At 71.6% G+C, this 24,828-nt stretch carries 17 protein-coding genes, 1 other RNA gene and 1 pseudogene; 4 read left to right on the forward strand and 15 right to left on the reverse strand.

The features are described 5' to 3' along the window. Positions 1–59: 59 nt before the first annotated feature. The 4 genes and pseudogenes from ACY0PA_RS17975 to ACY0PA_RS17990 form a co-directional block, all read right to left on the reverse strand. On the reverse strand, positions 60–1,349 hold the full coding sequence (locus ACY0PA_RS17975; RefSeq protein WP_473085572.1) for an acyltransferase family protein: 1,290 nt from the start codon (positions 1,347–1,349) through the stop codon (positions 60–62). After that, positions 1,346–3,468, reverse strand: a pseudogene (locus ACY0PA_RS17980) (bifunctional polysaccharide deacetylase/glycosyltransferase family 2 protein). Before ACY0PA_RS17980 ends, ACY0PA_RS17975 begins: the two are co-directional and overlap by 4 nt. A gap of 54 nt (positions 3,469–3,522) precedes the next feature. Next, positions 3,523–4,209: a hypothetical protein gene (locus ACY0PA_RS17985; protein WP_473085573.1), complete on the reverse strand. Its 687-nt coding sequence runs from the start codon at positions 4,207–4,209 to the stop codon at positions 3,523–3,525. A 245-nt stretch (positions 4,210–4,454) separates the two neighbouring features. Further along, on the reverse strand, positions 4,455–5,465 hold the full coding sequence (locus ACY0PA_RS17990; RefSeq protein WP_473085574.1) for a LysR family transcriptional regulator: 1,011 nt from the start codon (positions 5,463–5,465) through the stop codon (positions 4,455–4,457). 83 nt (positions 5,466–5,548) lie between these two features. On the opposite strand from ACY0PA_RS17990, the gene ACY0PA_RS17995 reads away from it, so the two are divergent. Further along, positions 5,549–6,805 (forward strand): MFS transporter, encoded by a 1,257-nt coding sequence (locus ACY0PA_RS17995; protein WP_473085575.1) that lies wholly within the window; start codon positions 5,549–5,551, stop codon positions 6,803–6,805. 49 nt (positions 6,806–6,854) lie between these two features. Here ACY0PA_RS17995 and dacB read toward each other — a convergent pair whose 3' ends face one another. From dacB to ftsE, 7 genes are all read right to left on the reverse strand, one after another. After that, positions 6,855–8,474, reverse strand: coding sequence for a D-alanyl-D-alanine carboxypeptidase/D-alanyl-D-alanine endopeptidase (gene dacB, locus ACY0PA_RS18000; RefSeq protein ID WP_473085576.1), 1,620 nt, complete (start codon positions 8,472–8,474; stop codon positions 6,855–6,857). A gap of 44 nt (positions 8,475–8,518) precedes the next feature. After that, positions 8,519–9,520: an extracellular catalytic domain type 1 short-chain-length polyhydroxyalkanoate depolymerase gene (locus tag ACY0PA_RS18005; RefSeq protein ID WP_473085577.1), complete on the reverse strand. Its 1,002-nt coding sequence runs from the start codon at positions 9,518–9,520 to the stop codon at positions 8,519–8,521. A gap of 211 nt (positions 9,521–9,731) precedes the next feature. Next, positions 9,732–10,120, reverse strand: a transfer-messenger RNA (tmRNA) gene (gene ssrA / locus ACY0PA_RS18010). A gap of 133 nt (positions 10,121–10,253) precedes the next feature. Continuing rightward, positions 10,254–10,805, reverse strand: a complete 552-nt coding sequence (smpB, locus tag ACY0PA_RS18015) for an SsrA-binding protein SmpB (RefSeq protein ID WP_473085578.1) — start codon at positions 10,803–10,805, stop codon at positions 10,254–10,256. Positions 10,806–10,835: 30 nt separating this feature from the next. After that, on the reverse strand, positions 10,836–11,990 hold the full coding sequence (locus tag ACY0PA_RS18020) for a S41 family peptidase (protein ID WP_473085579.1): 1,155 nt from the start codon (positions 11,988–11,990) through the stop codon (positions 10,836–10,838). 78 nt (positions 11,991–12,068) lie between these two features. Beyond that, positions 12,069–12,986, reverse strand: coding sequence for a permease-like cell division protein FtsX (gene ftsX / locus ACY0PA_RS18025; protein WP_384264390.1), 918 nt, complete (start codon positions 12,984–12,986; stop codon positions 12,069–12,071). A 44-nt stretch (positions 12,987–13,030) separates the two neighbouring features. Then, positions 13,031–13,720: a cell division ATP-binding protein FtsE gene (ftsE, locus tag ACY0PA_RS18030; RefSeq protein WP_100593907.1), complete on the reverse strand. Its 690-nt coding sequence runs from the start codon at positions 13,718–13,720 to the stop codon at positions 13,031–13,033. Between the two features lie 292 nt (positions 13,721–14,012). Here ftsE and ACY0PA_RS18035 point away from each other — a divergent pair, with 292 nt between their 5' ends. Beyond that, positions 14,013–14,204 carry a hypothetical protein gene (locus tag ACY0PA_RS18035; protein WP_100593906.1) on the forward strand — a complete coding sequence of 64 codons (192 nt, stop codon included), beginning with the start codon at positions 14,013–14,015 and terminating at the stop codon, positions 14,202–14,204. Between the two features lie 101 nt (positions 14,205–14,305). Here the strand turns inward: ACY0PA_RS18035 and ACY0PA_RS18040 are convergent, their stop codons facing one another. The 4 genes from ACY0PA_RS18040 to ACY0PA_RS18055 all read right to left on the reverse strand — a co-directional run bounded on the left by ACY0PA_RS18040 (position 14,306) and on the right by ACY0PA_RS18055 (position 19,444). Beyond that, positions 14,306–14,953: an LPXTG cell wall anchor domain-containing protein gene (locus ACY0PA_RS18040; RefSeq protein WP_473085580.1), complete on the reverse strand. Its 648-nt coding sequence runs from the start codon at positions 14,951–14,953 to the stop codon at positions 14,306–14,308. 289 nt (positions 14,954–15,242) lie between these two features. Further along, positions 15,243–16,346, reverse strand: a complete 1,104-nt coding sequence (gene prfB, locus ACY0PA_RS18045) for a peptide chain release factor 2 (protein WP_473085581.1) — start codon at positions 16,344–16,346, stop codon at positions 15,243–15,245. 79 nt (positions 16,347–16,425) lie between these two features. After that, positions 16,426–17,661: a serine/threonine-protein kinase gene (locus tag ACY0PA_RS18050; protein ID WP_351255922.1), complete on the reverse strand. Its 1,236-nt coding sequence runs from the start codon at positions 17,659–17,661 to the stop codon at positions 16,426–16,428. A gap of 136 nt (positions 17,662–17,797) precedes the next feature. Continuing rightward, positions 17,798–19,444 carry a serine/threonine-protein kinase gene (locus ACY0PA_RS18055; protein ID WP_473085582.1) on the reverse strand — a complete coding sequence of 549 codons (1,647 nt, stop codon included), beginning with the start codon at positions 19,442–19,444 and terminating at the stop codon, positions 17,798–17,800. Between the two features lie 425 nt (positions 19,445–19,869). On the opposite strand from ACY0PA_RS18055, the gene ACY0PA_RS18060 reads away from it, so the two are divergent. Then, positions 19,870–23,208, forward strand: a complete 3,339-nt coding sequence (locus ACY0PA_RS18060) for an FHA domain-containing protein (protein WP_473085583.1) — start codon at positions 19,870–19,872, stop codon at positions 23,206–23,208. A 210-nt stretch (positions 23,209–23,418) separates the two neighbouring features. Further along, on the forward strand, positions 23,419–24,825 hold the full coding sequence (locus ACY0PA_RS18065) for an ABC transporter substrate-binding protein (RefSeq protein WP_473085584.1): 1,407 nt from the start codon (positions 23,419–23,421) through the stop codon (positions 24,823–24,825). The last annotated feature ends 3 nt before the right edge of the window (positions 24,826–24,828 follow it).

The following is a 24,828-nucleotide window of genomic DNA, read 5'->3' on the forward strand; positions in this document are numbered from 1 at the left end:
CGCCCCAACCTCCCCCACCCCCACCGGCCGCACAACCCCGTCCAGCGGCTGTGTGCCCGCTAGCGGCTGTGTGCCCGCTTCTTGACGCCGTTCGGCCACAGCCGTGGGCGCCGCTTGGCGGCGAGGTCCTCGATCCAGCCCGTGCCGAGGACCGCGAGGGCGATCAGTGGCCAGGTCAGCACGAACATCCAGAGCATGTACGTGGAGTCGAGGGCGCCGCTCCATCTCGCGTCCTCCATGAACGGCAGGTTGTACGCCAGGTCGATGATCGGCACCGTCGCCATGATCAGCATGTTGTGCCAGAGGTAGATCGTGACCGCGCGGTTGTTGGACAGCGTGATGAGCTTGTCCCACTTGGCGAGCCGGCCGGGCAGCTCCTGCCAGGACGGCGAGTACTGGAGCAGGATGACGACGAACCCGAAGGACCAGGTCGCCTGCGCCAGCGGGATGTCGTTCAAGTCCCAGCCGTCCGGCCCGAGATGGCCCGAGGCCCACCACAGTCCGAACGCCATCACGATCGCCGAGCAGGACACCGCGAGATAGCGCGGCACCTTCGCGAGGACGCCCTCGTGGTGGGCGAAGCCGAGGACCCAGCAGCCGCCGTAGACCGCGAAGTCGGTGACCGCGTTCCCCGTCTCGCCGGGGATGGTGACGATGCCCGTACCGACGACGGCCGTCAGCGCGAGCGGCGCGAGCAGCGTCGCCCACGGCACCTTGCGGAACGCCCGGAGCAGCAGCGGCGAGGCGATGACGAACCACAGGTAGGCCCGCAGGTACCAGAGCGGGCCCGCGGCCTGCGACGGCCAGGTGTCCTCCAGGAGGCCCGCCTTGTCGCCGAGGTGCCAGGGGAACGACGGCGCACCGACGGGCACGAAGTAGTTGAACAGGCTGATCCAGCCCCAGGTCCCGCCGCTGTCGGGGTCCTTGCCCGGGTTCCAGCCGCCCAGGAAGAGCAGGGCGAGGACGACGACGCTGAACGCCCACATGGGCGGCAGGAGCCGGCGGATACGGCCTCTGATCACACCGGTCGCGGGCCGGCTCAGGGAGCGCGCCATCAACGATCCGGCGAGCGCGAACATCACGCCCATGGACGGGAAGAGAACCGTCAGCCAGGCCCACCCGAAGAGGTGGTAGGCGACGACGCGGACGAGCGCGATGGAGCGCAGCAGGTCCAGATAGCGGTCGCGGCCCGGCTTCTTGGGCGCGGCCGCCTGCGCGGGCGGGGCGGGCGGAACGGGCGCGGGCGCCGGTTCCGGTGTGAACGGCACCTGCGGGAACGGCACCTGCGGCAGGCGCCGCGTCTGCTGGAACCCGCTCTGGCCGCCGGTGGCGGGAGTGGGATACGTCATGCGACGGGCCTCCGATCGTTGCCGCGCGACGCCCGCTGGCGCGGAATCGCCCCCGGCGCCTCCACCGCTCCGGTGCGGCGCAGCTTCTGCCAGCGCAGCCGGCCGCCGGTGAGCGCGGTGATCCAGGACTGGAGCAGCACGACGTACATCAGCTGCCGGTAGAGGACTTGCTGGAGCGGGAGTGAGATGAGGTGGGTCATGCGTTCGCGGTCGAGCCGGAAGGCGTACGCCGCGCAGACGGCAGGATGGCGAGGACGCCGAGCCAGGCGACGATCGTCTTCTCCGTGGGGCCGAACACGAGGCCGTAGAGCAGGAAGACGTCGATGAGGGGCGCGAGGAGCGGCGCGAGGACCATGAAGAGGGCGACGAACGGCAGGCCGATGCGGCCGAAGCGCCCGGAGGGGCCCGACTCGATCACGGAGCGGCGGTGTTTCCAGATCGCCTGCATCGTGCCGTAGGACCACCGGTAGCGCTGGGACCAGAGCTGCTGGACCGACTCCGGGGCCTCGGTCCAGGCGCGGGCCTTCTCGGCGTAGACGACGCGCCAGCCGTCCCGGTGCAGGGCCATCGTGACGTCGGTGTCCTCGGCGAGCGTGTCGTCGCTCATGCCGCCGATGCGCTCCAGGGCGCTGCGGCGGAAGGCGCCCACGGCCCCGGGGATCGTGGGCATGCAGCGCAGCATGTCGTACATGCGGCGGTCGAGGTTGAAGCCCATCACGTACTCGATGTGCTGCCAGGCCCCGATCAGGGAGTCCTTGTTGCCGACCTTCGCGTTGCCCGCGACCGCGCCGACGCGGCGGTCGCCGAAGGGCTGGACGAGCTCGCGGACGGTGGACGGCTCGAAGACCGTGTCGCCGTCCATCATCACGATCAGGTCGCACCGGGCGTTGGCCAGGCCCCTGTTGAGCGCGGCCGGCTTGCCCGCGTTGTGCTGGCGGACCACCCGGACGCCTGGCAGGCGCAGATTCTCGACGATGCGGGCCGTGCCGTCGGTCGAGCCGTCGTCGATGACGATGATCTCGATGGGGTGCTCGCTCGACATGAGCGAACGCACCGTGTTCTCGATGCACTTGGCCTCGTTGAACGCCGGGACCAGGACCGACACCGGTTCGGTGACGGGCGGCCCCCAGGAGAATCCGCGGCGCCGCACGCGGCGGGCGTGCGCCCCGGACAGGAGGAGCATCAGGCCGAAGCGGGTGAAGACGAGGACGCCGATCACGGCGAGGCCCACGACGAGGACGTCCGTCATGTTGTCCGAGGCCTCGACGGCGTAGATCCACGCCTTGCCCTTGGCCAGTTCGAGACCGTGCACGGGCGTGTGGGCGCTGGGTGCCCCGAGCGCTTCGGTGAGGTTGACGACGTCGTATCCCTGGCCCTGGAGCTGGGGCAGGAAGCGGTCGAGGGCGGCGACGGTCTGCGAGCGGTCGCCTCCGGAATCGTGCATCAGGACGATCGCGCCCTTGCCGCCCTGGGGCGTGGCACGGCGGATGATCTCGTCGACGCCGGGGCGCTTCCAGTCCTCGCTGTCGGTGTTGTTGACGACGGTGATGTATCCGCGGCTGCCGATGTACTTGGTCACCGGCCACGACTTGTCGTCCATGGCGTCGGCGAACGATGAGTAGGGCGGCCGGAACAACGAGGTGCGGATGCCGGCCGCGCCCGCCAGGGCCGTCTGGTTCTGGGTGAGTTCCCAGTCGATGCGGCTCTTGGACTGGTACGAGAGGTCGGGGTGGTTGAAGGTGTGCAGGCCGACCTCGTGCCCCTCGTCGACCATGCGTTTGACCAGGTCCGGGTAGCGGGAGGCCATGGTGCCCGTGACGAAGAAGACGCCGTGCGCGTGGTGTTCCTTCAGGACGTCGAGGACCTTCGGGGTCCACTGCGGGTCGGGGCCGTCGTCGAAGGTGAGGACGAGCCGGTGGTCGGGCACGCTCATGCCGGTCTCACGCCCGCCGCGCGTGTCGATGACGGGTCCGCCCTCGAGGATCTTCTCGGGAACGTGATCGGTGGCGGCGGGCGGCTGGATGCGGTGGTCGGCGAGGATCTCGCTGTGCACGTACCCGCGGAGCATGAGCATCGCGAGCAGGGCGACAAGGAGCAGCGACGGAAGCAGATAGCGCATGGGCAGGCGGCGGCGACGCGGCGCCCTGCGGCTGCTGCGTGGGCGGGAGGACATTTACAGGATGCCGCTTTCCGGGAACGAGGCCGATGACGGTCCGGCCGGACTCCGGCTCGGGTCGACGGGCGCGACCGGCGACTCGACGGGCGGTGCCGCGACGGTCTCGGTGCCGCCCTGGGCCACCGGGGACTCCGTCGGCTCGACGGGCGGTCCGCTGTCCGACGGGGACGGCTCGCCGGCGCCCGGTGAGCTGGGCTCCTGCGAGGGCCCGGGGCCCGGGTCGTCGGGCGAATGACCTGGGTCGGGCTTGCCGGCGCCGCCGGACGGCTTCGGGTCGGGCGACTCGCCGGGCTTGTCGTCCGGCTTGGCGCTCTCGCTGCCCTCGGGCCCGGTCGACGAGTCGGCACCCGGCGCGCTGGACGCCGCTCCCGTGCCGGAGGCGCTGGGACCGGCCGTGGCTCCCGTCGACGAGGACGGCTCGGCCGCCGGGTCGGCCGGCAGTGGCGGCGTGTCCACCTTGCCCGCGGGCTTGTCGCGGTCCTGGCCCGTGATGGGCAGCCAGGGAGCGGTCGAGTTTCCGGAGAGCAGCGTCGCCACGATGACCACGGCGTAGACCGCGCAGATCATCCCGACGATCGCGCCGAAGCGGCGGTACCTGCGGTTGCGCCGGCCCGAGTCGTCTACGAAGACCGGGACTTCCTTGTCGGCGGCACCCTCGCGCCGCGCGGCGATGAGCTCGTCCAACTGGCGTCCTGCGCCGTCGAGTTGGACCGTTACTTCATTAGGATCGTGAGTCTGCCCGGAACGGGCATTTTCTCGCCAGTGTTCCACCGTACGCACATCCCCCCAAGGACATGAACATGGGTGCGCGCACGACGTACCGAGCCCTCGTCGTTCGGACCGGGCCCCCACCCGATCCGAGCGCCCCCCTTATCACAATGCGCTCGGACCAAGAATGTAGCGCACGCGAGTGACAGCCACGCCCGACCTCAGTCCTGACTCATCATGATGAGTGCATCTATGGCCGGAATCCAGGCGCCTGAGGGCTTACGGAGCCAGTCGTTCTCCTCCGCGAGCGTGGCCGCCGCCGCACGGAGCGCGTCGATCCCCGGGTGCACCAGCCCCGTCGGCCACACCAGCGACACCGGCGACAGGGGTACGGGGTCGGTCAGGGGCCTCACTACGGAGCCGGGCATGGCCGGAAAGTCCCCCGCGGCGAGCACCGGGGTCCCCGTCTTGGCCATGATCCGCCGGAACTCCTCGACACCCACGGCGAGCGGCGCGGGCGGCGCGACGGCTATCCCGCGCCCCTCGAAGAGCCGCCCGGCCAGGTCGGTCCACTCCGGTGTACGGGGATTGCCCGCGCCCGCGTACACCGTCTCGCCCGCGAGCCGCGCGAGCGGCACGGCTTCCAGGGCGGCGAGGGGATGTCCGACGGGCAGGACCACCGTCATCGGCTCGTACCGCACGGGCTGCTGAGAAAGACGCGCCCGCACCGCCGGGTCGAGCCCCGCGTACCGCCCGAACGACGCGTCCAGGCGGCCCGCCGTCATCTCGGCGGCGGCGCCGGTCAGGCCGCTCTCGTAGCGGGCCATCAGCTCGCACTGGGGGGCGAACCCGCGGGCCCGCTCCAGGATGCGCTCGAAGACGAGGCCGGGGCTGTTCACGTCGACGAGCAGCGGCCGCGTCCCCGCTGCCGGGCGGCGCGCGAAGGCGGCGAGCAGTTCGTCCTGCGCATCCAGGACCCGCCGCGCGTACGGCAGCAGCCGCGCACCGTCCGCGGTCAGGGCGACCTGGCGCGTGCTCCGCGCGAACAGCTCGGCGCCCAGCTCGCGTTCGAGGCGGCGAATGTCCCTGCTGAGGGCCTGCTGAGCGACGTAGAGACGGGCGGCGGCACGCGTGAAGTGCAGCTCCTCGGCGACGGCGAGGAAGGCGCGCAGCAGTCGGGGCTCCAGGTGGGCGGGGGCCGGTGCGCCGGGCGCGGCTGGCTGGTCGGGCATCCGGCGAACTTACAACGCGGGCGCGTGAATCGGTACGGAGAAGGTGTTGGACCGGGCGCGCGGATCACGACGACGCTGATCACATGCCCGACGCGATATCCGAGCCCGCCACCGCTCCCCCGGCCTCCACCGCCCCGCCACAGTCCAACCGCTCCCCGTACGTCCGACTGCTCTCCACCCCCGGCGCGCTCGCCTTCACGCTCGGGAACCTCCTCGCCCGGCTCCCCATGGGCATGTTCAGCGTCAGCGCCGTCATCATGATCGCCGGGGCGCGCGGCTCGTACGCGCTCGCCGGGGCCGTCACCGCGACCGGGATGGCCGCGACCGCGGTCGTCGCCCCGTGGACGGCGCGCCTCGTGGACCGGTACGGACAGGCCAGGATCGCCGTGCCCGCCACGGCGGTCGCGGTCTGCGGATCGCTCGCGCTCCTCCTCTGTGTGCACTACCGAGCGCCCGGCTGGACCCTCTTCGCCGCATACGCGGCGACGGCCACCACGCCCAACACGGGCGGCATGTCACGCGCCCGCTGGGCCCATCTCCTCAAGGGCGACCCGACCGCCCTGCACACCGCGAACTCCTTCGAACAGGCGGCGGACGAGCTGTGTTACATGCTCGGCCCGGTCCTCGCCGCCTTCCTGTGCGGGTCGCTCTTCCCGGAGGCCGGCACCCTGATCGGCGCGGTCCTGCTGCTCACCGGTGTGCTCGTCTTCGCCGCGCAGCGCGCCACGGAACCGCCCACCCATGGGCGCACGGCCACGAAATCGCCCCTCCGCGCGCGCGGGATGCCCGTTCTCCTGGCGTCGTTCCTCGCCACCGGCGCCGTGTTCGGCTCGATGGAGGTGGTCACGATCGCGTTCGCGGACGAGGGCGGCCACAAGGCGGCGGCCGGCGCGGTCCTCGCACTCCAGGCGGCCGGTTCCTGTGTGGCGGGGCTGGTCTACGGGGCCGTACGCCCGGCCGGTCCCGCGGCGCGGCGCCACCCGTGGTGCGTCGCCACGATGACCGTCCTGCTGGCCCTCCCCCTGCTCGCGGCGCTCACCGGCTCTCTCCTTGTGGTCTCCGGGGCTCTCCTTGTGGCCGGCATGGCGACGGCCCCGACGATGGTCACGGGCATGACGCTGGTCCAGGCCCGCACCCCCGAGGGCCAGCTGAACGAGGGCATGACCCTCGCCGTGACCGGCCTGCTCGGGGGCATCGCCTGCGGCGCGGCGGCGGGCGGCTCCGCGGTGGAGCGCTTCGGCCCCACCGCGGGCTACGCGATCCCGGCCGCCGCGTCGGCGTGCGCGCTCGTACTGGCGCTCACCGGTTACGTACGAAGCGACGCACGCGACCGTACGTAGTCACCCGCACCCTCGCCCTCGCCCGCACCCGCACCCGCACCCGCAGCCGTCAGCACGCGGCCGGTTTGCGCCACGAGCACTCCAGGTCGCCCTTGCGTTCGGAGACGGGCACGGAGCGCAGCGAGCGCGGCTTCACCGCCACAGTCGCATCGGCATCGGACTTCGCGAGCGTCACCACGATCGCGTCCTCAAGAGGCTTCACCGAGCCGACCAGATAGTTGTTCTGGACGATGCTGTAGACGAGTTCGCGTCCGCCGGCGTCCTTGACGTAGCCGGAGAGCGCGGAGGCACCGGTCAACGACCCGGTCTTGCCACGGGCGTTGAGCGCGGCCGGTGTCCTGCACATCCGCGAGCGCAGGGTGCCGCCGACGAACCGGTCCGGGTCGCAGGCCACCGGCAGCGACTTGTACCAGTCGCCGAACCACGGCTCGGAGCGGACCGCGAGCAGCAGTTTCGCGATCTGGCCCGCCGGAATGTTGTCCATCCGGGAGAGGCCGGACCCGTCGACCTGGCGCAGCCGCCCGGTGTCGACGCCGATGCCCTTCAGATAGCCACTGATCGCCGCGAGCCCGTCGTCCCAGCTCCCCGGGCGGCCGGTCGCCTTCGCGCCCATGGCCTTGGTGAGGATCTCGGCGTGCATGTTGTTGCTCAGCTTCATGAACGGGATCAGCAGGTCTTTCAGGGGCATGGAGTCGTGCGTGGCGAGCCGCACGGCGCCCTTCGGGGTGGCACGCCCGAGCTCCGTGCCGCCCGACACCTTCACCCCGTGCGCGGCGAGCGCGTCACGGAAGACGGAGGCCGCGTAGGCGGTGGGCTCCCAGACGGTGACCCACTCCTTGGTGGCGGATCCGCCGACGGGAACGGTGCCGCTGACGGTGACGGTGTTCGTGCCGTGCTGCCGCTCGACGGTGAGGGTGTCGGCGCCGCCCGCCGCCACGGTCGTGGCCCGCACGTCGATGTCGACGTAACGCGTTTTCGGCGTGAGGGTGATCTTCGGCTTGTCCCCCGCCTTCGCGCCCGGCGAGGCCTCGACGATGACCGTTCCGGTGTCGTAGTCGGTGTCGGGCGCGACGCTCAGGGCGGAGATCTGCGCCGAGTAGTACGAGGACTCGTCGTCGGCGGCCCAGGAGCGGCCGAGCCGCTGACTGTCGAACGCGCTGTCGTCGGCGACGAGGTGCCCGCTGACCGACTTCACACCCGACGCGGCGACCTCGGCGGCGAGTTCGTCGTAGTCCTTGGCAAGGGCGGTCGGATCACCGGTGCCGCGCAGATAGAGATCGCCGTCGAGGACGCTCCCCCGGCGCCGCCCGTCACCGAGCACGTCGGTGGTGAACCGGTAGCCGGTGCCGAGAAGCTCGGTCGCCGCGGTCGAGGTGAGGAGCTTGGTGTTGGACGCGGGCATCAGGCGCCCGGTGGGGTTGTGCCGGTAGATGATGTCGCCGCTCCCGGCGTCGGCGACGACGACGCTCGCCGTGCCGCCCTCCATGGACGGGTCACCGAGGATGGTGTCGATGGCCTCGGGCAGGCCGGTGCTGTCGCCGTCGGCACCGGCCGGTGAACCCCAGGTCAGGCCCGCCGCGAGCGCGACGAGGGCGGGCCAGACGAGGTAACGCCGTTGACGTGCAAGCGGATTGAGGAGTCGTCTCACAGGTCCGTCGGGTCTGCTCATGCCTCAGGAGCATCCCCGATCGCGGCGCCCGGGACCAGGGTGCGTCAGTCGAGCCCCCACGAGTGACCCATGGCGTAGGCCGCGCACAGGTTCACGTCGAGGATGTAGGCACCCGCGGTCCCGCACTGCGCGGCCCCGCTCCCCGGATCGACGGGCTGCCCGTGCCCCATCCCTGTGATGCTGTACGTCTCCACAGCCGCGCTTCCGTCGGCCCGGCGGAAGACCTGGTGCGGAAACCCGGCCACGCTGTCGCTGACGTCGGCGACCTGATCGGCGCCCTGGACATCGGTCCACTGCTTCATCAGGTCGGTCATGTTCACGGGCTTCACCGTGTAGTCGGCGCTGCCCTGGAAGACGGTCAGCCGCGGCCAGGGCCCGGCGTACCCGGGCCGGGCGGCCCGCACCCGGTCGCCCCACTGCTGTGCGGTCTGCGTGGCACCCACGTACATGCACACGTACGGCGACCCGGCGGCGGCCGCGCACCCGTACGGCAGTCCGGCGACGACGCCTCCGGCGGCGAACTTCTCGGGGTACGAGGCCATCATCACGGAAGTCATGGCGCCGCCCGCGCTCAGGCCGGTGACGTACACCTTCGCGGGGTCGCCCGAGGCGTCGGCGAGCTGGCGGTCGACCATCTGCGCGACGGAGGCGGCCTCGCCCTGGCCGCGTTCGATGTCACCGGCCTGGAACCAGTTGAAGCAGGAGGACGCGTTGTTCCCGGCCTGCTGCTGCGGCAGCACGACGGAGAAGCCCCACCGGTCGGCGAGCTCGGTCCAGCCGCTGCCCGTGCCGTAGCCGGAGGCGTTCTGCGTGCACCCGTGCAGGGCGACGACGACGGGGCGCCCGGCGGGCAGCCCGTCGGGCACGTAGCGGTACATCTTGAGGGCGCCGGGATTGGTCCCGAAGCCGGTGACTTCCTGGATCGTCCCGGCGGCAGTGGCAGCGGCGGCGCCGGCGCGGGGCGCGGGCAGGAAGACGGACAGGAGGGCGGCCAGGAGGGCCACGAACGCGAGACGTGGGGGTGTTGCGGCTCTGGTCGGTGTCATGGGGAGGGACCGTAGAGGCGGGCCGGGGCCGCCGATATGGAGCCGGGCCACACAAGACGCACCGCGCACCTGTGGCACGACGAAGGCCCGGCTGCGATGCAGCCGGGCCCAGGTCTCACATGGGGTGACGGTGTCTGGGGGCCATGCCCCCAGAGATTCAACGAGATGGACCCGGCTCGCGTGTGCGGCGAGCAGAGCCCGTCCATCCGTCTAGTGGAGATGGCGGGAATCGAACCCGCGTCCAACGGTGCAGCAGCAGGGCTTCTCCGTGTGCAGTTCGCTTCGATTTTCTCGGCCCCGGTGATCACGCGAACAAGTCGCCGACGGGCCCAGTCACTGTTTGATTTCCCATCGAACCCCGTGACCGGGCTCGATGGTTTAGTTCCCTAGATTATGCCAGGATCCGGGTCGGGAACATCCCCGGGCTGACACCCTTTTAGGGTCCTTCACTCACTGCTTATTAGGCAGCGAGGGCGAAGGACTGGGAATCGCTCTTAGAAGTGGCGATTATTGGTTGCGACATATGGTTAACGAGATCATTGTCGCTTCCTCGACACGCTTCCCCTGCTTCGACATCCGCTGTCGAAACCGATCATCCCCATGTTGATTTTTCAAAACCGGATCTTTCGATCCGGGGCGTCCCGTCACCAGCGGGACAACACCCATCGTACGTGACCGACGGGCGACGGTGCCAGCCTATTACCGGCGGACCGGCCAGGACCCCGGCGGAGCGTCAGCGCTCCCGCGCCCGCTGCCTCCGCTTGGCCGACGCGATGGCGCGGTCCGAGTCCCTGCGGTCCTGCTGCTCGCGCAGCGTCTGCCGCTTGTCGTACTCCTTCTTGCCCTTGGCGAGCGCGATCTCGGCCTTGGCGCGGCCGTCCTTGAAGTAGATCGCGAGAGTCACGATCGTGTGACCCGTCTCCTGGGACTTCGACTCCAGCTTGTCGATCTCGTCGCGGTGCAGGAGCAGCTTGCGCTTGCGGCGCACGGCGTGGTTGGTCCAGGTGCCCTGGCTGTACTCGGGGATGTGGGCGTTGTGCAGCCACGCCTCGTTCTGGTCGATCTGGACGAAGGCGTCGGTCAGGGAGGTGCGGCCCTGGCGCAGCGACTTGACCTCCGTGCCGGTCAGCACGATGCCGGCCTCGTAGGTATCCATGATCAGGTAATCGTGGCGCGCCTTCTTGTTCTGCGCGACGATCTTGCGCTTGCCGTCAGCGCCCTTTGCGGACTTACCGCCCTTACCGGACGCGCCCTGCTTGGGCTGTGATTCCTTCGGTACGAACATTCCCTTAGACATAGTGCAGCCATTTTCGCACTACGAGGGGTCCCTGAGGCCACTCAATACTGTCTCGGCCCGCTGCCGCGCGCCCTCCTCGGCCTCGAGGTCGGGGACGATGCCCCGTCCGTCGACGCCGCGGCCGGCGGGGGTGCGGTAGTGGCCGACGGTCAGCTCGGCGACGGAGCCGTCGGGGAGCCGGCTCGGCATCTGGACCGATCCCTTGCCGAAGGTCTTCGAGCCCACGACGACCGCGCGGCCACGGTCCTGGAGGGCCCCGGTGAGCAGCTCGGCCGCGCTCATCGTGCCGCTGTCGACGAGCGCGACCACCGGTCTGGAGGTGTCGCCACCGCGCTCGGCGTGCAGGGCGCGCTGCCGTCCGCGTACGTCGTACGTCGCCACGAGCCCGCCGTCGAAGAACGCCGACGCCGCGGTGACCGCCTCCGTGACCAGGCCGCCGGAATTGCCGCGCAGGTCGAGAAGGACGCCGTCGCCGTGGGGGGCGTCGCGCACGGCGGACCGTACGCGCTCGCCCGAGCCCTTGGTGAAGGCCGCGACCTTGATCAGGACGGTGTCGCCGGGGAGGCGGGAGACGGTGACGGACTCGGTGGCGAGGTTGGCCCGGCGCAGGACCTCGGTCCACGCGCGCGTGCCGCGCTCCAGGCCGAGCCGGACCGCAGTCCCCGCGTGCTCGCCGCGCAGCAGGGAGACGACCTCGGTGACGGGGCGGCCGTCGACGGGCCGGCCGTCGACGGTGCGGAGCCGGTCGCCGGGGCGCACGCCCGCATGGGCCGCGGGGGACCCGGAACCGACCTTGGAGACCTCGATGCGGCCGTCGGCGGTGCGTCGGGCCCAGAGGCCGACGCCCGTGTACTGGCCGTCGAGTTCCTGCTCGAACTCCTTGTACTCACCCTGCGAGTACACCGCGCCCCAGCGGTCGCCGCTGCGGCTGACGGCCTCCTCGGCAGCCTGCACAGGGGACTTGCCGTCGGCCATCGCCCCGGCGGCCGCGTCTCTCACGTCCTCGTGTCCGGCGTCAGTGGCCGAACCGGCCGGAACCTCCTCGGACTTGTGGCCGTCGGCGCTCCACGAACCCGTCGCGACACCGGTCGCGAGGACGCTCGCGAAGACCAATGTCAGGGCCGCCCCGCGGCCGAAGCGGCGGGGCCGGGAGAACAACTCGGGGCCCGACATGACGGTGAGTCTAGGACAACGCGAAGCGCCGTACGGCTCGTTGAACCGCACGGCGCCCTGTAACTCAGGGGAGTCTTGTCACACCTTCAGATACTTGCGCAACGCGAAGAAAGCGGCGATCGCGGGCATCAGCAGTCCGATCGCGAGGACGAGCGGCAGCTTGGCCAGGACCGCGTCCCAGCCGATGAAGTTGATCAGGTTCAGCTTCTCGGAGAGCGCCAGACCGTGGTCGATCATGAAGTAGCGGCCCACGAGGAGCATGCCGCAGGCGACCACACCGCCGATGACTCCGGCGACGGCGGCCTCCATGATGAACGGCATCTGGATGTAGAAGCTGGACGCGCCGACCAGGCGCATGATGCCGGTCTCTCTGCGGCGGCTGAACGCCGAGACGCGCACCGTGTTGACGATCAGCATGAGAGCGACGACGAGCATCAGCGCCATCACGGCGAGCGCCGCCCAGTTCATGCCGTTGAGGAGTCCGAAGAGGTTGTCCAGGATGCCCTTCTGGTCCTGCACGGACTGGACCCCGTCACGCCCGTCGAAGGCGGTCGCGACGACCTGGTACTTCTCCGGGTCCTTGAGCTTGATCCGGTACGACTCCTGGAGCTGGTCCGGCGTCAGCGAGCTGGCCAGCGGGGAGTCGCCGAACTGCTCCTTGTAGTGCTTGTACGCCTGGTCCGCCGACTCGTGGGAGACCTTCTCGACGACCGGCATCTTGTCCAGGTCGGAGACGATCTGCTGCTTCTGCTCGGCGGTGACGGCTCCCTTGGCGCACTTCGGGTCCGACTCGGCGTCGCCCTTGTTGCACAGGAAGATCGAGACGTTGACCTTGTCGTACCAGTAGCCCTTCATCGTGCTCACCTGGTCACGCATGAGCAGCGAGCCGCCGAACAGGGCGAGCGAGAGGGCGACCGAGACGATGACCGCGAAGGTCATCGTGAGATTTCGGCGGAGACCGACGCCGATCTCCGACAGGACGAATTGGGCGCGCATGGCGTCTGCTCAGGCCTTTCTCAGTGCTCTGGTGCTCACGGGGCTCAGTGCTGGTAGCCGTAGACGCCGCGCGACTGGTCGCGGACGAGACGGCCCTTCTCCAGCTCGATGACGCGCTTGCGCATCTGGTCCACGATCTGCTGATCGTGGGTGGCCATCACGACGGTCGTCCCGGTGCGGTTGATCCGGTCCAGCAGCTTCATGATGCCGACCGAGGTCTGCGGGTCGAGGTTGCCGGTCGGCTCGTCGGCGATCAGGAGCTTGGGGCGGTTCACGAAGGCGCGGGCGATGGCCACGCGCTGCTGCTCACCACCGGAGAGCTCGCCGGGCATCCGGTCCTCCTTGCCGCCCAGGCCGACGAGATCGAGCACCTGGGGCACGGACTTGCGGATCTCGCCTCGGGACTTGCCGATGACTTCCTGCGCGAAGGCGACGTTCTCGCCGACGGTCTTGTTGGGCAGGAGCCGGAAGTCCTGGAAGACCGTGCCGAGCTGGCGGCGCATCTGCGGCACCTTCCAGTTGGACAGTCGCGCCAGGTCCTTGCCCAGGACGTGCACCTGGCCGTGGCTGGTGCGCTCCTCGCGCAGGATCAGCCGCAGGAAGGTGGACTTTCCGGAGCCGGAAGATCCCACAAGGAACACGAATTCGCCGCGCTCGACCTCGAGGGACACATCCCTGAGGGCGGGCCGGGTCTGCTTGGGGTAGGCCTTGGAGACGTTGTCGAATCGGATCACGGGTGCGCCTCGGTGCATCGTGGGCGTCGGGGGTAGGTGAGCGTGACCATACGCGAACCGGGCTCCGCGGCGCAGTCGGCGTCCTTGGATGAGTGTTTTGTCCCGTTGATTGCCTGGTCGTGGGCGGGTCATGGCGGGAACGGAACGGGTCCAAAGGGGCAGCATCCGGGGAGGCGCGCCGAAATCCCCGGAAGCTGGCACAGTGGTAGGGGGGAACGGTTGCGGTCCCCGGAGCGTTGTGCGGAGAGAATTACGCTGTGGCGGCTCCGCCGCGCGGGAGGAGGAAGAGCGCATGACCTATGACCGGCTGGTGTGCGCGAACTGCGCGGCGCCCGTGAGCGAGGGCCGCTGCCCCGTGTGCCGGGCGAACCGCGAGCGGCTTCAGCAGGAGAGCCCGTTCGCGGGGCTTCACCCGATGGCCCTGATAGCCCTGGTGGCTGTACTCATCGCGGCGGTGGCGCTCCTCGCGCACCAGACCGTCTAGGACACGAGGAAGGGCCCGGAGCGACGCTCCGGGCCCTTCTCGCGTTACGTGCGCACGTACATGACGTACATGACGTACGTGACGTACGCGCCTACGGCTGCTTAGGCAACCGTGCGGCCGCCGCCGACGAGGCGGGGCAGCAGGCGGAAGCCGATGCCGCCGGCGATCATCGTCGCGGCGCCGATCAGCAGGAACGTGGTCTCGGCGGCGCCGGTCTCGGCCAGCTCACCGCCCTTGCCCTGGTTCTGGGCCGGCTGGGCGGCCGGCACGGAGCCGGTGTCCTGCAGGCTGTCCTTGCCCTGGCCCTGCTCGACCGGGTTGTTGCCGCCGTCGGGGTCGGTGTTGCCGTTCCCGCCGCCGTTGTTGCCGCCGCCGTGGTGGCCGCCGCCGTTGCCGCCACCGTTACCGCCGCCGTTGCCCGGGGTGGTCGGGTCCTCGGTGGGCTCGGTGGGCTCCTCGGTCGGGTCCGTCGGGGGCTCCACGGTGGGAGGCTCCTCCGTCGGCGGCTCGTCCGTCGGCGGCAACGAGGTCGGCGGCTCCTCGGTCGGAGGGGTCGGGTCCTCGTCGCCGCCGATCGCGACACCGGCGCCGACGCCGTCGCCGCCCGCGTGCACGTTCGCGTCCACACCCGGAAGGTCCACGCCGATGTCGAGGGCCGAAGCGGCGCCCGCGGCGGTCAGCGACGCACCGGCCGCGATCACCGCACCGGCCGCTATGCGCGCGATACGGATCCGCGTCTTCTTGGTCATCTGGCTGCTACCCCCAGTAGCTAATCGTTGATGGAGCAGCGCGCGGGACGGGGGCCGTCGGGGGTAGCCGCGTACTGATGGCCTGCTCCCCGTTACACACGCGTCCCACTGATACGCATGCCGCGCGTCAGCCTTCCCAGTTTTCATGTCAGCGTCAAGGTCGTTGCGTACGTGATGCCCGAAATCGGGGGAGTTGGCCGACATACGGACATGCGACTGTGACGTAAAAGGCAACTGCCGCCCGGTGGGCGGCAGTTGCCTTGTCGACAAAGCTGGAAAAGACCCGAGGCTACTTCTCCTGCTGCTTGCGCCAGCGAATTCCCGCTTCGAGGAATCCATCGATCTCGCCGTCGAGCACCGACTGCGGATTACCGACCTCGAATTCCGTCCGAAGGTCCTTGACCATCTGGTACGGGTGCAGGACGTACGAACGCATCTGGTTGCCCCACGAGCTGCCGCCGTCCTTGAGGGCGTCCATCTTGGCCCGCTCCTCCTGACGCTTCCGCTCGAGGAGCTTGGCCTGGAGGACGTTCATCGCGGTCGCCTTGTTCTGGATCTGCGAGCGCTCGTTCTGGCAGGAGACGACGATGCCGGTGGGCAGGTGCGTCAGGCGGACCGCGGAGTCCGTCGTGTTCACGCCCTGGCCGCCGGGACCCGACGAACGGTAGACGTCGACGCGGAGCTCGGACTCGTCGATCTCGATGTGGTCGGTCGTCTCGACGACCGGGAGCACCTCGACGCCCGCGAAGGACGTCTGGCGGCGGCCCTGGTTGTCGAAGGGCGAGATGCGCACCAGGCGGTGCGTGCCCTGCTCGACGGAGAGCTGGCCGTAGGCGTACGGGATCTGGACGGCGAAGGTGGTCGACTTGATGCCGGCCTCTTCCGCGTACGACGTCTCGTAGACCTCGGTCTTGTAGCCGTGGCGCTCGGCCCAGCGCAGGTACATGCGCTGGAGCTGCTCGGCGAAGTCCGCGGCGTCGACGCCGCCCGCCTCGGCGCGGATGTTGACCAGCGCCTCACGGGAGTCGTACTCACCGGACAGGAGGGTGCGGACCTCCATCTCGTCCAGCGCCTTCTTGACGGAGGTCAGCTCGGACTCGGCCTCGGCACGGGTGTCCGGGTCGGATTCCTCCTCGGCCATCTCGAAGAGCACGCTCAGGTCGTCGATCCTGCCGCGCAGGGTCTCCGCCTTGCGCACCTCGGCCTGGAGGTGGCTCAGCTTGCTGGTGATCTTCTGTGCCGCGTCGGGGTCATCCCACAGGGACGGTGCGGCCGCCTGCTCCTCGAGCACGGCGATATCTGCCCTCAGTTTGTCGAGGTCCAGGACGGCCTCGATCGACTCCATGGTCGAGGAGAGGGACTTGAGCTCTTCGGAAACGTCGACGACTGCCACGACACCAGCGTAACGGCTGGGGCAAGTGCTCCGGTCCTGGTGGCCGCGGGGCCGGGTCCGGGCGCTGCACCGGGCCGTCTCAGGGGGAGGCGGGGGCCGACTGTCCGGGGTTCTTGCCGGGGGTCGCGTCCGCGTCGTCGCCGCCCACGGCCGCCCACGTGCCGATGCCGGCCGCCGCCACCAGGACGGCTCCGGCGACGCCGAGGGTGATCCTGCGGCGGCGGGCGGAGGCTCGGTGGCGGGCCGAGCCCGGCCGGGGTGCGCCGGCCGCACGGGGGGCGCGGGCGGTGCCGCGGGCGCCGCCCGCCAGCTCGTCGGGGGCCGGGACGCGCATCGACGTGTGGGTGTCCCGGTTCGAGTCGGCCGGGGTCGCGCCGGGGACCAGGGGGACGGCGCCGCGGCGGGCGGCGGGCGCCTCGGGCGCGGCCGGGGCGGCCTCCGGCTCCGGGTCGGGCTCGGTGTCCGGCTCGTCCACGTCGAGCGGCGCCATCCCGGCGAGCTGGGGCAGCTGCTCGCGCAGGCGGGCTCCCAGCTCCGAGGCGCGCAGACGGGACGCGGGCGCCTTCGCCAGGCACTGGACGAGGAGCTGCCACAGCTCGTCGGGGATGCCGGGCAGCGGGACGACCGTCTCCGTGACGTGCCGGCGCAGGATCGCGCCGGGGTGGCCGCCGCCGAAGGGCGTGAAGCCGGCGAGCAGCTCGTACAGGACCGTCGCCAGGGCGTAGATGTCGACGGCGGCGCGCGGCGGGAGGCCCTCGATGAGTTCGGGGGCGAGGTAGTCCGGGGTGCCGATGATCTTCGTGGCGCGGGTGCGGCGCGGGGAGTCGATGAGCTTGGCGACGCCGAAGTCGGTCAGGAGCGCCGGGTGGGAGCCGCCGGGGCCGAGGGGGCCCTGCATGTCCAGGAGGACGTTCTCCGGCTTCACGTCGCGGTGCACGATCCCGGCGGCGTGCGCGGCGGCGAGCCCGTCCGCGATGTCCGCGACGATGGCTACCGCGGCCTCGGGGGCCAGGCGCCGCTCGCGGTCGAGGCGGGTGCGCAGGTCGGTGCCGCGTACGAGGTCCATGACCAGGGCGAGGTCGTTCCCGTCGACCACCAGGTCACGGACGCCGACCACGCGTGGGTGGTCCAGGCTGAGCAGGGCCGTGCGCTCCTGGACGAAGCGGCCCACGAGCTCCTGGTCGGAGGCAAGGTCCTCACGCAACAGCTTGATGGCGACGGGCCCCTCGGGTCCCTCGCCCAGCCACACCGTGCCGGCGCTGCCGCGTCCCAGGATCTGGTTCGCGGTGTACCGGCTGCCGATCTTCCGTGCCAAGACTGCTCCTACAGACGCGTGTTGGCGCCCAAGCTACGCGGCTCGGACGCCAACCATCACATCCACGGGGGAAATCACCCTCCGGAAGTCGACAAATCTCCAACCTCACGGCCGAAGCGGGGCCGTGAGGCGTTTTTCAGGTGCCGGAACCCCCGCTGCCCGAACCCCCGCTGCCAAGGTCGCCGATCCAGCCGGTGACCGTGTCGTACCAGTCCGACAGCTGGGCCCAGTAGCCCTTGCCCGTGCCGATCCAGTCCTGGAGCGGGGTGAACTCCCAGACGAGCCAGCTCACCACGAACAGCATGACGATCATGAAGAGGCAGCCCTTGAGGCAGCCGAGCCCCGGGATCTTCATCCGGTTCGCACTGCGCTGCCTCGACTGCCGCGGCTCGCGCTGCGGCGCCTGCGGCTGCGGCTGGCGCGGCTGCTGCTGCGGCGCGTACTGCTGCTGCTGGGGCTGCGGCGCGTACTGCTGCTGGGGCTGCTGCCGGCGGGGCTGCTGGGGCGCGTACTGCTGCTGTGGCTGCTGCGGGCGCCCCTGCTGGCGCTGCGGCCGGCGGCGCAGCGGGTCTTCGTTCGGGTTCAGGTACTGGACCTGCGTCTGCTCGTTGCGGTCTCGGGCCGCCCGCATCTGGTTCTGCCAGGGGTGCGGGTCGTCCGGGTTCGCGCCCGGCTGGTGCGGCGGGACCGGCGGCATGACGGCCGTCGGGTCGGCGGCACCCCGGTTCGGCAGGACCGAGGTGGGGTCGGCGTCGCCGGTGCCGGTGGACTGCATGACGCTCGTCGCCGCGTTCGGGTCGTACGAGCCGGCGTTGCCGGGCAGGACCTGCGTCGGGTCGGCCGCGCCGGGCACGCCCGGCACCTGCGCGGGCGCGGGGTCCGGCATCAGGAGGGCGCCGACGCCCTCGGCCGCCGCGATCTGCGCGGAGTTCGCGTGCACGCCGATGCCCTCGGCTACGGCGCGCAGGCCGCGGGCGAGGTTCTCGGCGCTGGGGCGCTCCTCGGGGTTCTTGCGCAGGCAGCGCTCTATGACCGTCCACAGCGGGTCGGGCACGGTGGACGGGCGGCGCGGTTCGGCGCTCAGGTGCTGGTGCAGGACCTCGAGCGCGGAGCCGCCGGAGAACGGGGGCCGGCCGGTGACCAGCTCGTACAGCAGGATTCCGGCGCCGTAGATGTCCACCGCGCTGGTCTGCGGGCGGCCCTCGGCGGACTCCGGCGCGACGTACGCGGGCGTGCCGACGAACTCGTGGGTGCGGGTCAGGCCCGGGGAGTCGGCGAGGCGGGCGATGCCGAAGTCGGTGAGCATGGGATGCATCTCACCGCCGTCCTGCTTCAGCAGGACGTTCGCCGGCTTCAGGTCGCGGTGCACGACGCCGTCCGCGTGGCTCGCCGCGAGCGCGTCCGCGACCTGGGCGGTCAGCAGGGACGCGGCCACCGGGGAGAAGGGGCCGTTCTCGCGGAGGTAGCGGTGCAGGTCGGGGCCCTCGACCAGGTCCATGACGAGCGCGAGGAGCTCGCCCTCGACGACCAGGTCGCGGGTGCGCACGATGTTGGGGTGCGTCAGGCGGAGCAGCACGGAGCGCTCGCGCAGGAAGCGCATCACGACATCCGCGTCGTTGGCGAGCTCCTCCTTGAGGACCTTGATCGCCACGGTCTCGCCGGGCTGCCCGGCGACGGCCGCCTCGGCCCCCGCGGTCTCCCGCTGGCGGGCCCGCCACACGGTGCCCGTGGCGCCGCGTCCGAGCGGCTCCTCGAGCAGGTATTTACTGCCTACCGGCCGCACGTCATGCGCTCCCTGCTTGCTGCGTACTGGCGTACTGCTTGGTCTTGCCCGTTCGTACTGCTTGTCTTGCTCGTTCTCGGGTGTTCCGACCACTGTAGTGCCGTCGGACAACCCGCCGTCTGTTGATCTTCCGCGACTCCCCGCCCCGCCACAGCCGCGTTCGACGGAAAGACGCTCGAGGTGGGCTGTTGGTTGCCGCCGGCAAGGGGGTGAGCGGTCCCAAGCGGCATCATGCAGGCACTTTTGCGGGCAGAGCCGACCAATCAAGATCACTTACGGGTGGCCGACGGGCGTGTTGTCGGTGGCTAGTGCGAGGATGCCTCTCGTACTGGCCTACGTGCCCGTTGTGCGGTGGGGGATCTGCGGTGGGGTGACCGCGGTGCAGCCCCTTCCCGGGCGCCCGCGCAGAAGGGACCGCTGACGCGATGCAGATCCGGCTGACCGTCGTAGACCCCCTGGGGACGCGCCCCGACCCGCAAGACCGCGCGGCGTCGTGCGACGTGCTGGTGACCGCCCCGGCGGGCACCGCGCTCGCCGCGGTGGCCTCCGCCCTGGTGACGGCCGTCGCGGGCGGCGAGGGCACGGCGATTCTCTACGCGGGACCCGAGCGGCTCGACGGGCAGCGCTGCACGCTGGGCGAGCCGCCGCTGACCGACGGGGCCGTGCTGTCCCTGGGTGTTCCCGCCGAGCCGGGACCCGAGATCGAGGGCGCGGCGGCGCAGCTCCATGTGGTGGCGGGGCCCGACGCGGGCGGTGTGCATCTGCTGCACGGCGGCGAGATCCGCGTGGGCCGCTCCGCGGACGCCGATGTCGCGCTCGACGACCCCGATGTCTCCCGGATGCACTGCGCTGTGACGCTCGGCCCGGACGGCCGCGTGACCGTCACCGACTTGGGCTCGACGAACGGGACGACGGTCGACGGCAGCCCTGTCGGGGACCGCCCCGCCCGGCTCGCCCCCGGCGCACTCCTGCGGCTCGGCGAGTCCACGCTGCGGCTGGCCCCCGAGGGCGCCGCGGGCTCCTCGTCTTTCACTGGTTTCTCAGGTTCCTCGGGGCCCGTGCTGCGGACGGCGCCCGACGGCGAGGGCTACGTGCGCGTGACGGCCCCGGACGCGGGCGGCTCCGAAGACCCTTCCTCCCAGCCCCCTCTCGCGGGCGAGACCCGGCACGCATACGGGCCCGCCGCGCTTGCCGCCAGATCCGGCCCCGTCGTGCCCGAGCAGGGCGGGCCGCCCGCCGCCGAGAGCACGCCGACCATCACCCCCGCGCGCGGGACAGCCGTGCCGCGCGAGCAGCGCAGGCGCGGCGGGCTCGGCGCCTGGGCACGGCGCCTGGCCGGCGGGCGTACGGGCGAGGACGTGTCCCCGTACGACACCGGCGCCCACCTCGGCGAGCCGCCGCACGTCCCCGAGACCTTCGCCCGCGCCTCCCGCTCCTCCAGGGGATCCTCCGAGTCCTGGCCGGACGCGGCCGCGCTGCTGCTCACTGCGCTCGGACCGGGGCCACGGCTCTGGGAGCGGGGCCCCGGGCACCCCGAGGCGCTTGCGGTGCGGCTCGGCACGGACGACCGGACGGCCCCGGACCGCACGGGGCTGCTGCCCGGCGTCCCGGTGACGGTGGGGCTGCGGGAGGCGGGCGCGCTCGGTCTGGCCGGGCCGCGGGCGCGGCTGTCGGGCGTGGCCCGTTCCGTCGTCGCGCAGCTCGCGGCGCTGCACTCGCCGGACGCCCTGGAGATCGTCCTGGTCAGCACGGACCGGTCGCGCAGCGTCCAGGACCGGGCTGCTGAGTGGTCCTGGCTCGGCTGGCTCCCCCATCTGCGCCCCGCGCACGGCCAGGACTGCCGGCTCCTCCTCGCGTACGACCGCGAGCAGGCCGTGGCCCGTACGGGCGAGCTCCTGCGCCGCCTCGACGACCACATCGCCGACGAGTCGCGCCGCCCGGACGCCGGGACGGCGGCCGCCCGCGCGGGGCAGCAGCCGGCCGGCTTCGGCCCCATGGTGCCGAGGTCCCGTTCGGGTGAAGCCGCAGACGCCGGCGAGCGCGGTGGCCGGATGCCCGGGCCGTACGGGCACGAGGGCGCGGGAGGCCGGCCGGGCGACGCTCCGGCGGAGTGCCACGCCGATTTCAGGCCCACCGCCGACCGGGCAGGGCGTACGACGGACCACCCCGCCGGGCACCCCGGCGCCGAGGAGACCCGGCCGCCCCAGGGCCCCGGCGCCGGGCACCGCTGGACCGGCCCGCTGACCGTCCTCGTCGTCGACGGGGACCCGGGATCGGCCGGGCTGCGCGAGGCCACCGTGCGGCTCGCGACGGAAGGCGGCCGGGCCGGGATCCATGTCATCTGTCTCGCCGAGGCCCCCGCGTCCTCGCCCGCGTCGCCGGTCACGCAGACCTATGAAATGGCGTGCGCCGTGTCGCCCGCGTTCAAGTCGTGCGGCGCCGTCGCACTGCTCAGCGGGGATGTGGCGACGGCGCTGCGGCTGATGCGGACGTCGCACGGCCAGGTCGTCGGGCACGGCACGGTCGCCGCGATCGACGCGGTGTCGGCGGCCTGGGCCGAGCGCTTCGCGCGGGCCCTCGCCCCCTTGCGCACCGACAGCGGTCCCAGCGAGCCGCACCCCAGAGTCTCCGCGCCGCTGCCCCAAGTCGCGCGACTCCTGGACGAGTTGGGGCTCGCGCGGGCCACGCCCGCTTCCCTGATGGCCCGCTGGGCCGCCGCCGGGGACGACACGGAGGCGCTCGGCGGGCGCGCGTGGGCCGTGCTCGGCGCCGGACCGCGCGGACCGGTCGTCGTGGACCTGGCCGCCGAGGGCCCCCATCTGCTGATCGAGGGCCCGGCGGGCAGTGGCCGTACGGAGCTGCTGCGCTCGATCGCCGCGTCGCTCGCGGCGGCCGAGCGTCCTGACCGGCTCGGGCTCGTCCTCGTCGACGGGCGGGACGGTACCGGCGGCGCCGACCGGGGCGACGGACTGCGCGTCTGCACGGACCTGCCGCACGTCACGACCCATCTGGCCGCCAACGACCCGGTGCGCATGCGGGAGTTCGCCCAGTCGCTCGCCGCCGAGCTGAAGCGCCGCGCCGAGCTGCTCGGGCGCGGGCACTTCGCCGAGTGGCACACCCAGCGCGAGGTGTCGGGCCGGCTGGTCGCCCAGCGCCCCGCGCCGCCCCGCACGGCCGACCAGGGCGCCGGGGACCTGGACACGCCGCCCAGTTCGACCCTGCGCCTGCGGCCCGCCGCCGCCCGCAAGGAGGCCGATCCGGCCCCGCCCCTGCCCCGTCTCGTGGTCCTGGTGGACGACCTGGACGCGCTGCTCTCACCCCCGCTCGGCTCGCCGGGGCGGCCCGCCGCGGGATCGGTCGTACGGGCCCTGGAGGCCGTCGTCCGGGACGGCGAGCGCCTGGGGGTGCATCTGGCCGCGGCCCGCGCGTCCGCTTCCGAGCCGGCGTGGGGCGTGGCTTTGCGGGTCGTGCTCGACGCCCCGTCGGCCGGTCCCGACGACCCGGCGCCCGGCCGCGGCCGGCTCTCCGGCGCCGACGGACGCGAGCTGGCGTTCCAGGCGGGCCGGGTCACGGGGCGGATCCCCCGTACGGCCACGCAGCGGCCCACGGTGGTGCCGCTCGACTGGACGCGGATGGGTGACCCGCCGACCCGCCGCCCCGTAAGGGAGTTGGGGAACGGGCCGACCGATCTCGCCCTGCTGGCCAGCGCGCTGGAGCGGGCCGCGCGTTCCGTCGCGGCGCAGGAGGTGCCGTCGCTGCTGTGACGGGACCTCCGGCAGGACGGCCCGGAAATTTCCAACTCCTATGTTCGAGGCGGACATCACGACCCCGTCACGATCTTGGAGCTGACACCGCAGGCGCCCTTGCCTGTTCTCCCTGGCCGGGCGTAGAACCAGACGCCACGGGACAGCGCACATACGTACGTTCAGCGTTCGGTGCGTACGTTCAGCGTTCGGGACGAGAACGGGGCAGCAATGCGCAGCATTCGTACACGCACGACACCAAGGGCGTCGAGGACGTCCGGGGCCGCGAAAGCCGCAGCGGCAGCTCTGACCGCGGGCGCCCTCGCGCTGACGCTGACCGCCTGCGGCGGCGGGGACGGCAAGGACAAGAGCGGCAAGGACAAGAGCGGCGGCGGCGAGAGCAGCAGCGCCTCCGTCAAGCTGCCCAGGCTCGACGGGCAGACCCTGGAGGTCGCGGCCGTCTGGACCGGGCCGGAGCAGGACAACTTCACCAAGGTCCTCAAAGAGTTCGAGAAGCGCACCGGCGCCAAGGTCAACTTCGTGCCGACGGGCAACAACACCGCCACGTTCCTCAGTACGAAGATCGAGGGCGGCAAGCCGCCGGACGTGGCGTTCCTGCCGCAGGTCGGCGTGCTGCACCAGTTCGCCGACAAGGGCTGGATCAAGCCGCTGGGCAGTGACGCGCAGGCCCAGGTCGACAAGAACTTCTCGGCCGGGTGGAAGAACCTCGGGGCGTACAAGGGCAAGCAGTACGGCGTCTATGTGAAGGCCGCCAACAAGTCGCTGGTCTGGTACAACACCGCCGCGTTCGAGGCGGCCGGGATCTCCAAGACCCCGGCGACGTGGGACGACTTCCTGTCCACCGCGCAGACGCTGTCCGACGCCGGCTCCCCCGCCGTCTCCATCGGCGGCGCGGACGGCTGGACGCTCACCGACTGGTTCGAGAACATCTATCTCTCCCAGGCGGGTCCGGAGAAGTACGACCAGCTCGCCACCCACAAGATCAAGTGGACGGACCCCTCCGTGAAGGAGGCGCTGACCACGCTCGCCAAACTGTGGGGCAAGGACGATCTGATCGCGGGCGGCCGCAAGGGCGCGCTCGCCACGGAGTTCCCGAAGTCCGTCACGCAGACGTTCTCCGGTGACACCCCCGCGGCGATGGTCTACGAGGGCGACTTCGTGACCGCCAACATCAACGCCGACACCAAGGCCAAGGTCGGCACGGACGCCAAGGTCTTCCCGTTCCCGGCGGTCGGCGACAAGGCCCCCGTGGTCAGCGGCGGCGACGTGGCGGTGGCGCTCAAGGGCGGCGCGGGCGCCCAGGCGCTCGTCACGTTCCTCTCGTCGACCGACGCGGCCGAGATCTGGGCGGCGCAGGGCGGCTACATCTCCCCCAACAAGGAGATGGACACCGCCAAGTACAAGGACGCGGTCACCCGGGGCATCGCGAAGGCGCTGCTCGCGGCGGGCGACGACTTCCGCTTCGACATGTCCGACCAGGCGCCCGCGGCGTTCGGCGGCACGCAGGGCGTCGGCGAGTGGAAGGGCCTCCAGGACTTCCTGAAGAACCCGAAGGACGTCGCCGGGACCCAGCGCCAACTCGAGGCCGACGCCGCCAAGGCGTACAAGAACGGCTGACGG

Source organism: Streptomyces sp. DS1-CR2 (assembly GCF_055760475.1).

Coding starts and splice junctions, on each gene's coding strand:
- ACY0PA_RS17975 (WP_473085572.1), bottom strand. CDS start 1,349: ATGACGTATCCCACTCCCGCCACCGGCGGCCAGAGCGGGTTCCAGCAG.
- ACY0PA_RS17990 (WP_473085574.1), bottom strand. CDS start 5,465: ATGCCCGACCAGCCAGCCGCGCCCGGCGCACCGGCCCCCGCCCACCTG.
- ACY0PA_RS17995 (WP_473085575.1), top strand. CDS start 5,549: ATGCCCGACGCGATATCCGAGCCCGCCACCGCTCCCCCGGCCTCCACC.
- dacB (WP_473085576.1), bottom strand. CDS start 8,474: ATGAGCAGACCCGACGGACCTGTGAGACGACTCCTCAATCCGCTTGCA.
- ACY0PA_RS18005 (WP_473085577.1), bottom strand. CDS start 9,520: ATGACACCGACCAGAGCCGCAACACCCCCACGTCTCGCGTTCGTGGCC.
- smpB (WP_473085578.1), bottom strand. CDS start 10,805: ATGTTCGTACCGAAGGAATCACAGCCCAAGCAGGGCGCGTCCGGTAAG.
- ACY0PA_RS18020 (WP_473085579.1), bottom strand. CDS start 11,990: ATGTCGGGCCCCGAGTTGTTCTCCCGGCCCCGCCGCTTCGGCCGCGGG.
- ftsX (WP_384264390.1), bottom strand. CDS start 12,986: ATGCGCGCCCAATTCGTCCTGTCGGAGATCGGCGTCGGTCTCCGCCGA.
- ACY0PA_RS18035 (WP_100593906.1), top strand. CDS start 14,013: ATGACCTATGACCGGCTGGTGTGCGCGAACTGCGCGGCGCCCGTGAGC.
- ACY0PA_RS18040 (WP_473085580.1), bottom strand. CDS start 14,953: ATGACCAAGAAGACGCGGATCCGTATCGCGCGCATAGCGGCCGGTGCG.
- ACY0PA_RS18060 (WP_473085583.1), top strand. CDS start 19,870: ATGCAGATCCGGCTGACCGTCGTAGACCCCCTGGGGACGCGCCCCGAC.
- ACY0PA_RS18065 (WP_473085584.1), top strand. CDS start 23,419: ATGCGCAGCATTCGTACACGCACGACACCAAGGGCGTCGAGGACGTCC.